The following is a 16207-nucleotide window of genomic DNA, read 5'->3' on the forward strand; positions in this document are numbered from 1 at the left end:
AGCTTTCTTCGGATGCCTATTCCCTAGATCCCCAAGCCAGATAGAGCATTCATAACCCGTTGCACCACTGGGTTTGCCATAAATAGTTCGCCCTTGGCTTCAGCCTCATCCAAAATAGACTGATCTCTTTTAAGCAGTGCACTGAGAATTTGAAGCAAATCAGTCTGGGTCACCAGACTCACCAGCCGTCCTTCCTCATAGTAAGGCAAAGCTCGGACGGTTTTCTGGTTGAAAGCGAGCACCAAGTTATCTAGGGTAGACTCACCATCTACAGCATGAAGTCCCGTTTTCATAATATCCTGGGCTTGGAGAGAGTTAAAATGCTGAGGCGAAAGCATCACCGCATTAAGAATGGCATCATAGTCCACAAGGCCAACGAGGTCACCATTGCGAAGAACCGCTGCATGGTGGATTCCCTCTTTTTTCATTAGCTCGTAGACAAATTGGATATTCTCGTCACTTTCTACCGATACCAGGGACTTCTTTTTAGAAAAATCTATACAGTCTTTTACCAACATGACCGACTCCTTGTAGGATTTGATACAGTCTAAGCTCCTAACGGGTCTAATGCCAAATCTGTTCCAAGCTAGGCTAGACGTTCCGTCCCTCCCATCCTATCCCAGGAAACGCAGACTCTGAATACCTGATATGCCTCACGTATCACATGCGGGCTGTGCCTAGGCAGCAATCGTTTTGACCTACTGCATGATAGTTCCTACAAACCATCCCCAGTGTCTAGGGAGACCTTACAGGTGATCCGCCACAAAGGCTGACGCTTCTCTAGCTAATCGTTCAAGAACTTCATCAGCAGTCACGCCGCTCCGCTTCAGAGTTTTGAAGCTATGATCAGCTCCCTTGATCACAACCATCCGCCTTCCCGTCCCGAGGCCAGCAACAACCTTTTTCATCAATGACAGTTGTGCCAAGGCATCGCGATCCCCCTGCAAAAAAAGCATCGGACCCTCGACAGCCTTCAGGTGATCCCCTCGAACAGTGCCTTCTTTTCCTGCTGGGTGGAGGGGAAAACCAAAAAATATCAGACCTCGCACTGCTGGATTCGGCGTCTCGCTCAGGTGTAGCGAACTCATGCGCCCTCCCATAGACTTTCCCCCCAAGAATAGCGGCACATCGCCCAGATTTTCCTCGGCCCACGATATCGCTGCAGCGATGGTTGGTAAAAGCTTATTCTTGTGATCTGGACGCTTACGGCCATCGTCCATATAGGGAAATTGGTAGCGTAAAGAGGCCAACCCATTGTGGTTCAACTGCTCGGTGAGAGCTTCCATAAAAGGGTGATCCATGCCAGCACCAGCTCCATGGGCTAGCAAGATCACAGCGCGTGAGGCTCTCGGTCGATTGAGCAAGCCAGAAACTTCGCGGTCTAAACTTGGAATGTGAATGGTCACTTTAGATTGCATGGTACTGCCTTTCTTAGCTAGCCATCGATCGTAATTCGTTTCACTGATGATCTCTACTGCCTAAGATTTTTTCTTGTGTTATCAGATTAGGGCTTAAGGTACGGTCAGCCCTCTAACTAAGAAAGGATCAATATGCGCCAGAAACTACTAGCTCTCACTTCCTTGCTCTGCCTCAGCTCCGGCATAGCCCTCGCGACGATCAGTGCTCCCAAGGCTCCTCAAAAACCTAAGGAGTTGATCAAGCACGGTGACAAGCGAATTGATCCCTACTATTGGCTGAACGAGCGGCAAAACCCCGATGTCATCGCCTACCTTAACGCAGAAAATGATTTCACAGAAGCTCATATGTCCAAGCACGAGGCCCTTCAAGATGAGCTTTTTAACGAGATGAAATCGCGGATTAAAAAAGCTGATAGTACCGCACCGTACTATGACAATGGCTATTTTTACTACACACGAACCAGAGAGCAAGGCAACTATCGCCTCTACTGCCGCAAGAAGAGCAACCTCAACCAAGTGGAGGAGATCATGCTCGACGTGGATAAGTTGAGCCAAGATCTTCCCTATACCAGTGTCTACAATGTTAGTGTTAGCCCAAACAATCAGCTCTTGGGCTATGCTCATGATAAGGTGGGCCGAAGAATCTACTCTATTTATTTCAAGGACCTAAAAACTGGAAAGATGCTTCCTCAATTTATTGAGAATGTCACTGGAAACTTTGTTTGGGCTAACGACTCAAAGACTTTATTCTATACCAAGCAGGATCCACAAACGCTACGCTTCAACCAAGTGTTCCGTTATTCACTCGACACCGGAAAGAGCCAGCTCGTGTTCGAAGAGAAAGATGAGGCATTCTCCGTTTACGTTGGCAAATCCGTCACCAATCGCTATATCCTTGCCGAAAGCGTGAGCACTGAAACTACTGAAACCAGGTGGGTGTCTGCCGACAGCCCTAAAGATTCCTGGACCATCTTCCACCCCAGAAAGCGAGGCCTTCGTTACGAGGTTTTCGACGGCGACGATCGGTTTTTTGTTCTAACAAATCATCAAGCTAAGAACTATCAGCTCATGTCGACACCAACTTCAAAAACATCGCTAAAGTATTGGAAAACAGTCATCAAGCACCAAGCTGATAAGCACTTGCAAAGCGCACGCGTATTTAAAGAGCACATCATTCTTCTAGAGAAAAAAGGGGGTCTAGCTCGCCTTAAGATTTTCAATCGTAAAAACAATAAATCCAGCTATATCAAATTTGATGATCCGGCTTATCGCACCAACTTTTACGTCAACGCTGTGTACGACACCAATACCTTTCTCTATAGCTATGAGTCGATGACAACACCCCCTAGCATCTATAGTTATAACTTCGACAACAAGCGGCAACAACTCATCAAACAAAAAGATGTGTTGGGTGACTTCAATCGAAGGGACTACACCTCGAAGCGAATCTTGGCACCGGCTCGGGATGGCGCTAAAATCCCTGTCTCCATAGTGTATCGACGAGATTTGAAGCGCAATGGCAACAATCCAACCGTTCTTTACGGCTATGGATCATACGGCTCCACTGTCGAGCCTGGGTTTAGTAGCAATCGCCTCAGTCTTCTCGATCGCGGCTTTATTTTTGCTATTGCCCACATTCGCGGTGGCGCCATGCTCGGGCGCACTTGGTACGAAGACGGCAAGCTGCTAAAGAAGAAAAACACCTTCACAGATTTTATTGATGTCAGTGAATACTTAATCCGCAATAAGTACACCAACTCAAAGAAGCTCTATGCTTCGGGAGGCAGTGCGGGAGGTCTACTGATGGGTGCTGTGATCAATATGAGGCCTGATCTTTACAATGGAGTCATTGCAGCGGTACCCTTCGTGGACGTCGTGACAACAATGCTTGATGATAGCATTCCCCTAACGACCGGCGAATATGATGAGTGGGGTAACCCCAACAATAAGGAGTACTACAACTACATGAAGTCATACTCTCCTTATGATAATGTAGAGGCCAAGGAGTATCCCAATCTTCTAGTGACCACTGGTTTCCACGATAGCCAGGTCCAATACTGGGAACCAGCAAAATGGGTGGCCAAGCTTAGGAACTTAAAGAAGGGCGACCAGCTCGTCCTCTTAAAAACGAATATGGACGCTGGTCATGGCGGAGCTTCAGGGCGATTCAATGCCTTGAAAGAGCTAGCATTTGACTACTCATTCATCATGGGTTTAGAGGGCATCAAACCAAAGCCAACAAAGACACCAAATTCCCTTTAAGGCTTCAAAACTAAAGATGCTTGGATTGCGTAGTGGTCGGAAGACTTGGCTTCGGTAATAATTGAGGCCCTTTCGACCACAAATCCACGTTGAAAGATGTGATCCAGCCTTTGGAGTTCCTTGCGATGATCTTGGCGAATCGACACGTAGCTGAGCCCGTAGTCGTCCATCACCTGGCACACTTCATTAAAGTACTTTTTCGTAAAGGTATTAAAATCGCCAGCAACAATCACCGGACCGTCAAACTCACCAATCGTTTCCATGACTTCTAGCAAATCCGCCCCAGCGCGCTTGCGACCTCTGACCAAAGGCTGATGAACATTGACAATTCGAGTTTCAACTTTGTCGATATAGTAGTGACTCACGACAGCGACTTTTGGTGTCTTAACCAAAGGCTCAGTTTTGGAGAAATGCACCACTTGGGTGCGTTCATCAAGGCTTTGCCAGCGGGATAAATTTAGCACCCCCTCTCGTAGCCCATCCATTCTTTCGTAGCTAGCGCCGTGGATTCCTTTGTAGCCATCAGGCACATAGTCAATCAAGCCATGTGGAGATGCGAGCACTTCTTGCAGGCACCAAACGTCATTGCGATGTACTATATTCATAAAATCCCGAAAGAAATCCATTCCCCCATTGCCTTTAAACACATTCCAAACACCAATTTTTATTTGGCGACCACTGCAAGGCCCTGCCCCTTTGTCTAGGATTTTGAGATCGTCCTGAATATTGGTTTCGATTTTCAGGGCCTGATAGAAATTGTTAATTACCTTCCTAAGAGGGCGTCGGAGTTTGGGAACTTCATCAGCCATAGCTACCTCGTACATGGAGAGAATCGAAAATGGAGGGTCTTTTAAGATACTAGAGTATCTACCAGATGGCTGCAAGTGACCCTGACCTCACAATTTTTTGAGAGTAAAAAAACATCTCTTAATGACCTAACCTTGTCTAGTTTTTGGTCGCCAGCCCCGAATATTAATCAATTTTTTATTTCTAGCACACCTATCATTCGGTAATCGCAAGCATCTTCGCCGGTATGCTTATTGCTCAACCACTAGAGGAATGGGCATCTAAGGTGAGGGAAACCAGATGAAATTTTTGACTATATTAGTGATGACTGCATGGATAAACGGGTGTGGCGGCGAGTCCTCTCGGGGCGATATCCCTGAACCACGCTTTGACAGTAGCTCAGCAGATCTTGGTCAGAACGGTCTTGTGATGGCCGAGGCCACAGGGAACCTTGAAAGCAGCGAGCAAGAAGTGGACATACTTCGAGACCAATTAGAAGCGGCTGAACAGCTCTCTGAACAAGAGCGAGCAGCCTTGGAAAAAAAGCTGGCTGAAGCTGAAGCCAAGCGCGAAGAAGCCTTGCGAGAAATCGAAGAACTACAAGCTGCCCAGCAAGAATTGGAAGCCAAGCAAATGGCATTAGAGGAAGAACTTAAACGTGCTGGACAAAATGCCATCGGCGTTCGCATCTTTCATGAGCAAGACTGTATTGATATAAGCGGTGGCTGGACTTGGGATAATATCAATGCCATTGCCTATCCCTGCCATAGCGATGATAATCAGCGTTTTCAATTCGAGTATGTCAACGATACCGATTTTCGCCTGATCGCTAAGCACAGTGGTAAGTGCCTCTTCGTTGAAGGCGCATCGAATCAGGTGGAAGCTAATATTCACCAGAAAACCTGTGCCCGCGATGGGAATCAATATGAGATCTTCACCTTTATCCATCGCCAAGGTGATGAGGCAAAGATTCAGAGCAAGGGCTCCCAAAAGTGCTTCAAAGTTCAATCCAATAACAATTTGAGCCAAAACGATTGTAACAACATTTTCACTGTCTTCAAAATTGCGCCGTAACCACCGAACCACACCTTCGGGGCTATACGCCCCTTGAACGACTTAGAAAAATTGTGATCACAAACGTCAATTTTGCACAATATATACAGTATTCTGTATACCCAAGACTAATCTTAAATCACTGTTATTAATTGGTTATTCATATTTTCCTAAAGGATTTCATGAGTTCTCCGAAGAGCTTTGTATCGTCACAACAGAACAGGTCTTCACAACCCGAGGGGAAGGAATGAATACCAGGCTCAAACGAAACCCATTGCTAGTCCTTGCTCTAGTGTTTGTGGTCTCCTGCGCCAACGATCGCTCGTCGCCTGAAATCAGCCGGAAAAAGGTAACAAAGCGAGTGCTTGGCTCTGCCGAAGCCGTTCCTGATATTGACAACCTTCCCACACCGCCAGAGAGTTCAGTTGATAGCCCAGTAGGCTCTCCTCTGTCCTTCGTCCTTCAAGCCGAGCTTGAGGAAGCTGCAAACCGAGTGACACTCACAGTGTCGCTCTATGATCAAGAGGGCTCTGACGTTCAGATCGAGGAATCTGAGACCCTTCAATGGGACCTTATAAGTAACCTGACTCCAATCAGTACTGAGCAATTGTCTGAAAACCAGCTTTCCATAACATTCGCGGGCAATAGCGATCGGGTCTATCGAGAGATTCGCCGGTCTCAGATAAGTGTCTACCTTCAGGGCCAAGAGGCTGAAACCCAGTTATCCGCTGTTGGAGTCTTGGGCTCTATGCTGGCTAGCCCACTCTACGACAACAGCCGCTTTCGAGTGTCCCCCCGAGTGACCACGGTAGACTTAGCCTGGAACTACCCCATGGACAACGGTGCAACCGCTTTCCTGATCACAAGGTCTACGGGGAATGAGCCTCATCCGCAGCCGCAAAACGGAGTCGACTACAATAACGGAACCAGTCGCCGTGCTGGCTTTATTCAGATCACAGAAGATCTTACTTACCTGAACGCCGGAGTGATTGCCTCAAGACCCTATGAATATAAAATCTGGCAAATCATGCCCGGTTTGGAATACCAGCTGGTGGGAGAATGGGGAACTTATGTGGGTTCAACATCATCCAACAATTTCTTAGAATCTGACCTATCATCTATGAGCTTATTCGAAGCAGCTTTCAACGGAATTACTAGGACCAATCTGAATTTCGCCTTCGCAGATCTGAGACAGGCAAACTTTAGCAACGCCACACTTGATAATACGAGCTTTAAAGGCGCTAATCTCCAAGGCGTAAACTTTAGTGATGCTAGTTTTGGTGCCAATATCAGCTTCAAGGGTGCTAACCTTACTGGCGCCACCTGGATTGATGGTCGTACTTGCCTGGTCGGCTCCATAGGTCAGTGCCTCTTACCTTAAGCTCGACTTACTGAAAAATCACTTAATTTTACTGATGAGAGATAAAAGAATACGCTTTCGTTTTTCGGGTGTTGAACTGTAGCCGAATATATCACGATCAAAACGCACCAAATCGATCAGGTTCCGTGTTTCCTTGAGCAGTTGCCTGACAATATGATCCTTGACTTGATCAACCTGCTGCTTTAGCGCTGATTCATCTTTGACAAGTTGCGCAATTTCGCGTCGGAGATCCCGTTCAAAATCTGGCATCTTTCTCTTGAGAACCTGCATGACTAACTCTGGCTGGTTAATAAACTCTAGCATATTAATCTGGATCGCGCGCACCTCAAACAAGACTTTGAATAGCAGTCGCGGACTCGGCGATATTGCCAAAGCTTTCCCAATATACAGCACGCGTTGCCGACTTTCATAGATCACTTGCTCCGTATTATCGATAAACACTAGCTCAATAGGAATATCCTGCAGCTGTTGTTCATAGGTTTCAGCCCAAGGCCAAGCGAACAGATCAGTAAACTTAATGTACTCCCGCTCCGCCAAGAATTTATCAATAGGCATATGGAAAGACTCAGCAATCGAGTGAAGATTTACCTTTCTCTGGTAGCTTTGAACAATCTCTGGTCGACTAAACTTGATCGCCATCGTAAGCGGGGAATTCGGAATTACTGTGCCTTCATCCTTCTGTGGACCTTTCCAGGGTTCCACAAAATCAAGCCAATTGAATTCACTTAAGAGATTAAACCCTTCTTGATCATGAAATACTCCACCTTGGATCGCTAGATACTTTTCTAGCCGAGATGGGTACGCGACTTCTTTCAACTGAGACAACAGCTTTTCCTCATCAAACCCCCTCAATATTACTCGCCAGTCTGGACCAACGACTAGCTTCGGTTGATCAGGAATCGGCGGCTTGCTAGGAGGCGTTACCGGCGGTATCGATTGATTGGCAACTGAGACTTCCGTTGGAGTTCGCCACACTTTCACTTTTTCATGGAGACTAGAAGGCTCAGGAGTCCTTGGGGTGAGAGGAGGTGTCTTCGGTTTAGCAATAATTTTAGTTTCCTGGTCCTCGCTAGAGGGCTTATTTGGTGACAACACCTGTGAAGCATCCTCTAATTTGCCTCGATCCTCGACCTTAACTTCAGAGTCAAAAATATCATCTGATTTGTCAGACTCCTCAATGCTATTCTCAGGAGGGGCAGCATCTAATGACTCGTTATTTTCAATCGGATCAGCTTTAGCTGTAGTTCCCTCACCAAATAGGCGAGTTTCTTTATCGTCACTTGGATCCCCAAGCAAGAGTTTAGTTATCCCCGGATCAAGTCCATCACTCGGCAGGTCATCGGTGTCTAGCCCCTGATCCACCGGGGTAACCGACTCTAAACCGGCCTCTTGTGTGGAGTTCACAATACCCTCAGCTTGTGTCTCGTCATCTTGAAGAAACGCTCTAACCACATCGTGAAGAGCGTCATCCTTCTCTACATTCATTATAGTCCGATGCTCTTCATCGGAACTTGCAGGTTTCACAGCTTCGTCACTACTGTCTTGCATGCCTGGAGAGATATCATTGATCTCATCAGATTGTTTGATAACAGGCTCCTGATCGTGATCAGTGCTTTGGACATTATCTTCCGGTCCAGGAATGCTAAGTCCGAAGTTAAGCTCTAGGGGGTCTTGATCATCTTCTAAGGGGTCGATCTTTGTTTTTTCAGGGGGGAAGGCACCTTCAGAAAATTGAGGGATCGGTGCAATATTAGTTTCTCCTGATAGATCACCAAGGTCCAATATCGCTGTCGAATCCCGCATTTCACCGAATTCAGTCTTCTTTTTGGTAGGTATATCAGGTTGCTCAATGATCTGAGTTTTGTCTTGTTTTTTCCCCCTAGAGAACATAAGTGGCATCGCCTCAATCTGAGTCGCCTCACGCTCTTTCTCTTTCGCTAGGACTTCATCAAGATCTAGGATTCTTGTGTGTTTATCACCAACGTCATGATCAGAGAGTGGAGTCGGTGACACAGGACTGGGATTGATCGAACCTGATACAATACTAGTCTTGTCTAAGTCTTGACGACTTTCAGTTTTCGAGCCTTGTTCTAACACCTGGGTCTTAACACTTTCTTGAGGGGCATCATCTACTGCGGTTGGTGTCATGGGCTTGGCCGGAACTTTTTCGTCTTTGTTATTGAACTCATCAGCAAACACTAAACCAGTGCCACCATCAGCAAACACGGCGCTTAAAGCTTCGGCTTGCTCTGAAAAGTCCAGTATGGTTGCTCCCGGCATGGGGCGATGATCTCGTTTGGGTTTGGCTAGCTTAAAGTTAGGAAGCACATCACTCTTATCGAGTTCGCGAGCCACACCTCTAAAATCTTTGAGTAACGACTCCATAGTCAGGGGAAACGACCCTAGAAGCTCAAGGTTATGATTAATCTTTGGAATAATTTCATAGAGAAGCTCATACAGCTCCGCCTTGAGACTCAAGGTAGACTTCAAAAAGTATAACGGAATCCATATGCGATCGATGTTGTTATCATTTTGATAGATCTCATGGAGGATCTGGTGCACCTCCTTAGTATTTTCATCAGCAGAGAATAGACATAAAGCATACTCCATCTTAACATCCTGTTGAATCCGCTCTGGAATGCGCTCGATGACTTTATGTGCCTCTTTTAGAAATAGTTTCAATCGCTCATCATCGGATAAAAAGTCCTGGGTGTCATGATAGAATTTTTCCCAGCTATTCCGTGAGTTCAATTGCTCTAAATAGAGCAACCAGTAATGCAAAGCACGATCTATATCCCCTTCGCGATAGCAGTGACGAAATAGGGCCCACAGCACATCCGAGAAAGAAATATCATAGCCGAGGCTTAGCTCAGCATACCGCTGGAGATTTTGATAGTCTCCCTTCTCGAGCAAAACATGTTGCTTTGTCTCTACAATCTGTTCAACCTGGGTGCGATTTCTGGGCTCCTCTAGGAGCCATTTCATGATCTTGGCATAGAAGTCCAGATCAGCCATCAAGTAGTCCATACTCTTCAAATAATCAAGACCCCAAGATTCTGGGATCAGCTTGCGGTACTCTTCATTACTTTTAAAAAGAAACATATGCTGATCGTGCAGCTCACTCTCTTGATAAAGGGCGATATTTTCTAAGTAGCTATCAACCACATCGAACACCCGATCATTGTGGTCTTGAAACATCTCGATCAAAGTCGGTTTTACACGTTTGAACTGACTATGACTGCTTATCATCGATAGCTGGTGATCCATACATGTGGCAAACGTTTCAATGGATCTGGCGACTTTACTACGCTTGTAAAACTGTTGAATCTCGTCCTTATCGAGAGGCACAACGTCAGATAGCTGCTCATATATCTTGAAGACCGCTCTGTCGTAGCCACCTACTTTGACCAAAAGTTTAAGAGATTTACGAAGCAAACTAGAGGCTTTACGAGGGTTTGTTTCCTGATTAGCCAAGTAGCGATAGTAAAGGCCCTTTGATGAACTGCTCTTGAGAACCTCTAGAATGACATCGGCGTCCATCTTCGGGGGAATACCATTCATGACAAGTTCGTGGAGATAGGGCTCTAGGTGCTTGTATCGCAGATCGTCTTTGTGACAAGCAACCCCAAGCTCAAACCATTCAAACTTGTCGGGGAAGTCATCCTTAATCTCCTGAAGAATCTTTTCGATCAGATCAAATCGCGACGAAACACGACATTCTCGCAGCAACTCTAAGCTATACTTAAGCCAATAATTGCGATCAAAATGATCCTTAAGTTCAGACTTAAGATCTTCCAAGACCCGGTCGATCGCTCTGATATCACTTTGATCCTGGTAAATCGACAGGCGTTTCTTCAGTGGCTTTTCATCGCTTAGTTCCTTGAGCATAAGAATCGCGTAACCATCTAGCTCGGGATCACTAAACGTGCCTGAGGTATAAAACAAATCTTCCAGAACGCTTTTTCTTTCGGGCCCTTTTAGCTCCGTAAGCTGTTTTTTAAGGAGTGCGTCTCGCTTCTTAATCATTTTTTGACTTGAGTAATAAACGTTCAAGAAGTCATATACCTCACCACTCGCCTTACCATAATCCATCGACTGCTCAAAAAACTCAGCTGCCATCGCCTTATCCTTCAGTTTTTGAGTCGCCAATTCACCCAAGAAAATATAGTATGGCTGACGCCCTTCTATAGCCTCTTTTGCAATATGATTTTTGACATTATTGATAAGGGTATGCCAATTGATTGCTAAATTAGGCATGGAAAGTAGCGTGTAGAGTTCATCTGCACTGACAAGGTAGTGCTCGATCATCGTCTGGTAAAGAGACGATATCTTGTGTTCCCGATCGTCCCGATCTTTGTAAAGCTCCATCAACTCCGCTAGGCTTCGAAAAACTTGATCCTTTAACTTTTGCTCAATGGCCGTATAGAAGATACTTTCTAGCAGAGACAGAACCAGCGCTTTGAACCCCATATCCTTCGCAAGATTTTCGCAAACCATGAGATTATCTAAGTCTTTTGGAATTAATTTGATCGCTCGTTCCAGCCGCAGTTTTGCTAGATCTTTGCGATTGAGTTTCTTGAACCAAATTCTAGCGATCTTGAGTTCCAATTGGGATTTCTTTTGATCATCCTTTAAGCGATCGATCAGTTTTAAGCAGTCGTCAAGAATTCGAATTCCTTTTTGAAACTCTTCAATATGAACCAAACAATCTGCCGCATAATGAGCGTACTCCACATTAGTTGGAGTTAGCTTCCAGCCAGTAATCGCATTTTCTGAGGCTAGGTGGGGATCATTATCACGATAAAGTTCTGCCAAGCGCAGATAGCTTTCTGCGACCCTCGACTTCCTATTTTCCACTTCCACAAGCCGGGATAGCAACCGAATCTCACTCAATGGATCTTTGATCTCCCGAGCAATGCCCACCATCTTACGTAAAACTCTTGGCACATCACCTCGTCTTTGTACCACTCTTTGATAGCAAACCTGTGCTGTGTTGAGATCCACCTGACTCCAACCATCTCCCAACAGTTCAGGAATGACCATCTCAAAGGTGCTTATCTCATCAAAATCTGCAATGCGCTCCTGCAGCAGTTGCCCAAGTTTGGAAAGATACTTCAGCAGATCAGCACGATTTTCACTCAGGAGAGCAGACTGTACCGCTGTCGAAAGGAACATCAGATTATCAGGGTCCTGTAGTAGCATCTCGTTCAGATGTTGCTGGGGCATAGGTTTCTTAAGCCAAAAGTGAATGACACAAAGGCGTCGGTAGATAAATAGTGATGTTTCCCCTTCCTCTAAAGCGCTGAGACAGAGTTTTTTCGCTGCCTCCATTTTTTGACTGAGAATAAGGCGATCGATATAGGCAAATTTAGTTTCTAGGTCTCGAGTTTCCACTATCTCTATCGGAGGAACGTCCAAGCTTACGTAACTGCTTTCCGCAGCCGTGAGACCAATAGACCAACCTGAGTCTTCAATAAAGGAGCATTTCAAGTGAATCGGCCCATTGAAATCAATTTTTGACTCTTTGGCTTTGAACCCAACTTCGCGAAGTAGTTCGGGGTTTCGAGATTGTTCGATCACGTACTCCAATACCTTCTCGAAATTAACTTGAGTCTCAAAGACTCCCAACTCTGAAGTAATGCGCTCATGTTTGAAGTCGAGGCACTTAAGAATCAGACTTGGAATCTCGCAGAAGATTTTCGTCGGAACATAGCCAATCAGAAAATGCTTAGAGACTTGCAATAGAAGTTGCGGTCCTTCCGCTGCGATATCAAAATGAAAGCCCACGATGCCATGGGGGAAGTGAGCACATTCATGATTCTCGTGCTTCTTGGTAAGATCTTTAGAAACTCGACTGTGGGTAAGCTCGACAAGTATCCAGATGCCTTGCCCCAGAGCTGGTACCATATCCAGCTGCGTTTGCTGACCATAGACTTCCTGCAAGCTGTGCTGAAGCTGCTTTGCGAAATTTTTGAGGCTAATGGAGAATGTGATCGAATCTGTAACCCATTCCCCATGCCAACGAGCAACGTGCCATCGATCGATGGACCATGGAATGGGCTTGGTAGAACGCCCTCCTGCCTGGCTCGGCGACGATGCCCGTAGAATGAGAGAATCATCCTGGTCTTGCCCTTGAACAAAACCCAAAGCCTTGAGGCCTTCCTCAATTTTTTCTGCAGATTTGGACATTCACCCAACTTATGGAAACAATGTTAGCTTTTTCCAAGGCCTAGCAATTATCAACCTGCTAGCAACTGTATACAGGCCCTCACCTTAGCTTGTCGGTTCATTCCCATCAGTATTGAAGAATCAGGAATTTACGACGATTTAGAATTCCAAAAAGGCGTAGAAGAACTATAATGATTGCAGCCTGCAAAACATTTGGGAGCAAGGGTCGTGTTACAAGAATTTGTCTTCAAGGCTGAGTTCTTGCGAACTCACAAATACCAGGATCTGATTGAAAAAATTAGCCATCGAGTGCGCTTTAAGTTAACGCAAGAAAAAGCCCCAAAATTTCCCCAGGGGCTCATCAAAACAATTCAACTGGACCTGTCTTACATTTTTTTCCGCCATCAAGCCTGGATCCACGCTCCTGTTCTTGCTGAATTAAGTATCGACTATCTCCACAGCGAGTTTCACCTCAGTCGCCAGGTCGCGACGGATGTTGTAGAATCTGCCTTGGACCTGCTCCACAGCTACATTCCAACAGAGCCCGGCTGGTCAGCGCGAGACTACGATTACGAGTTTCTATTTCAAATGTTTATTTCAAGCGCCAGCAGCGACAACCAGTCACAGCTTGTTACCGAAATTGGCTTTGGTACCAATGTCATTGAGCTTCTATTTGCTGCAGCCAAACTGAACGACTCTCGCTTAGAAGATACGGTCGTATTTGCTCCCGAATTAACAGAAACCTTGCATCGCATCATGGATGAAATTTCGAAAGAGATCGCTGAAACTCCCTGGGTGATTGATCTCTACAAACTGAAGTCACTCATAGAGGCGGTCGAGCTGCATGGCAAACATCTCCTGACCCGAGCCTATTTAGAGCTTTGCTTTGAAGTGATGATTGCGATTGGTTGGTCGGGGACAACTTTTGACGAACTCACGAAAGACCATAATCAGGCCCAGATAAAAAAAGTTCTGGATCAGCTGATCAGTGCTGAAGTCGTCTACGTGCAAGGGGCACGTAAGCGCATCACCTACCATCTTGGTATCCTCGGGCTCGACCTTATTGCCGAGAGGGCAGCTTGCCAGATGCAAGACTTCCAATGGAGTGACTTATTCAATCTCCCTGGCCCCGTGCAAGTGAAGCTTCTCGATCGCAGCAACATTGACATTGCGCATGGGGCTCCCATCCTAGCTCGCCAGCTTGATCACCTTGACCCGAAGGCTGTCTATAGCCTTTTTTCACGCCTATCCCATGAAAATCCTGGAAGTATTGCAGATGTTTTGTCAGTATTACCTCATAGGCGTCTTAGCTCTTGGGTGAAGTCCGAGCTATGCCGGGCACTAAGCATGTTCGGCAGCTCGAAGGCCATTGAAGACTACTTGGAATCGCTCATCAAAGGCGACCCCTCTATCAAGGTTCGCGAGCGAGCTAGATCGTCACTTAAAGATTGGCGAAGAACCCACAGAACCCACGATAACCAACGAGAGAAACCATGCCGATTGACGAGCAGAAACTAACATCCCTTGGGCTTATCCCCCAAGATATTCTTAGCCACCAGAGAAAGATTAAACGGTCTCTGGCAAACCAACACAAGGAATACATTCCGGTGATCGACACCTGTCGCATCGAAAATGGCGGGATCATAGACCCCAAGGAACTTGCTAATTTAGTGAAGGAGCCCAGTGGCTTTGTAGCCTTTGTTCCCGCTGCTGGTGCCGCGTCCCGATATTTCAAAGAATTGCGTCCCCTCGAAGCGGCTCTTGAAAGTGAAAACATCGACGAGATAACCAGTGAGATCGATCGTTTGCTTGCCTTAGGTGCCAAAGAGTGGGCTCTCCCTGAGTCTGTCCATCATGCTCTCGAACAGGGTCCGGATTTTGCCTTTGCCAACCGCCAGATCATGATTCAAGACATCAATCTGCCGAAGGCTCTCCAACCCTGTATGGCCACCGGAGAAAGTTTTCTGGATCTCAAGCTTGCGGAGCACCAAAAACTCAAGGGCCTGGAAGCCCAAGTTTTTGTTACCCCCCCCGGTCAACAACAAGACTTCCAAGATCGAGTCTCAGTAGACCAACCACCTTTTCACTTCACCGAGCAAGGGCCTGAGCTATCGACCATTAGGTTCAAACCTGATGGGGAGCCATTGGAACTTGAAGATGGCAGCTACTCTCCAGTTCCGGCTGGCCACGGCACGTTGGTCAAGTTATTTCCAGAGATCAAGGAAAAGTTTCCGCAAGGCCACTCGATCTTCATTCGTAATATCGACAATATCACCGGCACGAGTGCTACTTGTATCGATCAAACAGCCCACTTTTTAAGAACCCACCAAACGGTATTAGAGAGAATTCAAACAATTCGCCAAGCTATAGACGTCAAAGATCGAGACAGCTACAAGCAAGCCGCGATATCTTTGATGGCTGATATGAAGGTGAGAATATCTGAGGATCAAGAATCATTCACCCAGACGCTAGCACCTCACTTGCAGGACCTTTTCCGCTTGCAAATGGGCCTTTTTCACTTCAATCATCAATGCCCAGAAATCTTTGGCATCGATGATCATTGGGAGTTGATCCAGTATTTGTACCAGAGACCGGTAAACTGCTTGGGCCAAGTTCCAAACCTCGGGCACGATGTGGGCGGGACCCCTCTATTCGCAGAAATTGAAGGGGGTACAGCCACGATCTGCCTGGAAGTTCCTCACGCAAGCCCTGATGATAAGGCTAACTTTTTAGGTAACCCTAAAAAGGCCACCCACTTCAATCCCGTGTTCGTGGCAGCCGAACTGGTGGACGACCCTTCCATCTACCTGAGCGACACAACCCCATTCTGGGTGATGGCGAAGAAAAACTTTATGATGGAATCGGTTGTCTACCATGAGACCGTACTTTACGAACTGCTCGGTAACAGCATCATGGCCAATGCCATCTTTCCCGCCATTCCCAGAGATCTTTTCAACCCTCATAAAACCGCTGCTGACACCTGCAACCATAGCATTGACGAGTGGTTGGTATAGACGAGAATTTGACATCATCTGGATGAAAATTGCCCGCCTGTGATAGGCAATTTTCATCCACTAGGGCTAAGTCTTAAATCCTCATCCGTTTTTTGCGATAGTGTCCCTCAAATGAATTGAGCTAA

The 16207-nt window shown here is 46.3% G+C and carries 9 protein-coding genes; 5 read left to right on the top strand and 4 right to left on the bottom strand.

All coding sequences use genetic code 11. The features are described from left to right. Positions 1–23: 23 nt before the first annotated feature. Together B9N89_RS09090 and B9N89_RS09095 are read right to left on the bottom strand one after the other, a co-directional pair. Complete coding sequence (locus tag B9N89_RS09090) at positions 24–518, bottom strand: CBS domain-containing protein (RefSeq protein WP_132317169.1); 495 nt, start codon at positions 516–518, stop codon at positions 24–26. A 228-nt stretch (positions 519–746) separates the two neighbouring features. Next, entirely contained in the window at positions 747–1418 is a 672-nt protein-coding gene (locus tag B9N89_RS09095; RefSeq protein WP_132317167.1) for an alpha/beta family hydrolase, read from the bottom strand. Positions 1419–1550: 132 nt separating this feature from the next. Here B9N89_RS09095 and B9N89_RS09100 point away from each other — a divergent pair, with 132 nt between their 5' ends. After that, entirely contained in the window at positions 1551–3680 is a 2130-nt protein-coding gene (locus B9N89_RS09100) for a S9 family peptidase (protein ID WP_132317165.1), read from the top strand. On the opposite strand, the gene B9N89_RS09105 is transcribed toward B9N89_RS09100, so the two are convergent. Continuing rightward, positions 3677–4489, bottom strand: a complete 813-nt coding sequence (locus B9N89_RS09105; RefSeq protein ID WP_159455254.1) for an endonuclease/exonuclease/phosphatase family protein — start codon at positions 4487–4489, stop codon at positions 3677–3679. The genes B9N89_RS09100 and B9N89_RS09105 overlap by 4 nt on opposite strands. A gap of 277 nt (positions 4490–4766) precedes the next feature. Between B9N89_RS09105 and B9N89_RS09110 the strand changes: the two genes are divergently transcribed. Both B9N89_RS09110 and B9N89_RS09115 read left to right on the top strand, forming a co-directional pair. After that, entirely contained in the window at positions 4767–5540 is a 774-nt protein-coding gene (locus tag B9N89_RS09110) for an RICIN domain-containing protein (RefSeq protein ID WP_132317161.1), read from the top strand. A gap of 226 nt (positions 5541–5766) precedes the next feature. After that, positions 5767–6900 (top strand): pentapeptide repeat-containing protein, encoded by a 1134-nt coding sequence (locus B9N89_RS09115; protein WP_132317159.1) that lies wholly within the window; start codon positions 5767–5769, stop codon positions 6898–6900. A gap of 18 nt (positions 6901–6918) precedes the next feature. Here the strand turns inward: B9N89_RS09115 and B9N89_RS09120 are convergent, their stop codons facing one another. Continuing rightward, complete coding sequence (locus tag B9N89_RS09120; protein ID WP_132317157.1) at positions 6919–13089, bottom strand: hypothetical protein; 6171 nt, start codon at positions 13087–13089, stop codon at positions 6919–6921. Between the two features lie 207 nt (positions 13090–13296). On the opposite strand from B9N89_RS09120, the gene B9N89_RS09125 reads away from it, so the two are divergent. Continuing rightward, a complete protein-coding gene (locus tag B9N89_RS09125) occupies positions 13297–14586 on the top strand; it encodes a HEAT repeat domain-containing protein (protein WP_132317155.1) in 1290 nt (429 codons plus the stop codon). Beyond that, entirely contained in the window at positions 14562–16082 is a 1521-nt protein-coding gene (locus B9N89_RS09130) for a DUF4301 family protein (RefSeq protein ID WP_132317153.1), read from the top strand. The genes B9N89_RS09125 and B9N89_RS09130 overlap by 25 nt, the downstream gene beginning before the upstream one ends. Positions 16083–16207 lie beyond the last annotated feature (125 nt).

The sequence above is a fragment of the Pseudobacteriovorax antillogorgiicola genome (assembly GCF_900177345.1).
Lineage (GTDB): Bacteria > Bdellovibrionota_B > Oligoflexia > Oligoflexales > Oligoflexaceae > Pseudobacteriovorax > Pseudobacteriovorax antillogorgiicola.

What these genes read in the sequence shown, in the direction of transcription:
- B9N89_RS09110 (WP_132317161.1), top strand. Translation starts at nt 4,767, where the DNA reads ATGAAATTTTTGACTATATTAGTGATGACTGCATGGATAAACGGGTGT.
- B9N89_RS09090 (WP_132317169.1), bottom strand. Translation starts at nt 518, where the DNA reads ATGTTGGTAAAAGACTGTATAGATTTTTCTAAAAAGAAGTCCCTGGTA.
- B9N89_RS09120 (WP_132317157.1), bottom strand. Translation starts at nt 13,089, where the DNA reads ATGTCCAAATCTGCAGAAAAAATTGAGGAAGGCCTCAAGGCTTTGGGT.
- B9N89_RS09105 (WP_159455254.1), bottom strand. Translation starts at nt 4,489, where the DNA reads ATGGCTGATGAAGTTCCCAAACTCCGACGCCCTCTTAGGAAGGTAATT.
- B9N89_RS09115 (WP_132317159.1), top strand. Translation starts at nt 5,767, where the DNA reads ATGAATACCAGGCTCAAACGAAACCCATTGCTAGTCCTTGCTCTAGTG.
- B9N89_RS09095 (WP_132317167.1), bottom strand. Translation starts at nt 1,418, where the DNA reads ATGCAATCTAAAGTGACCATTCACATTCCAAGTTTAGACCGCGAAGTT.
- B9N89_RS09100 (WP_132317165.1), top strand. Translation starts at nt 1,551, where the DNA reads ATGCGCCAGAAACTACTAGCTCTCACTTCCTTGCTCTGCCTCAGCTCC.
- B9N89_RS09130 (WP_132317153.1), top strand. Translation starts at nt 14,562, where the DNA reads ATGCCGATTGACGAGCAGAAACTAACATCCCTTGGGCTTATCCCCCAA.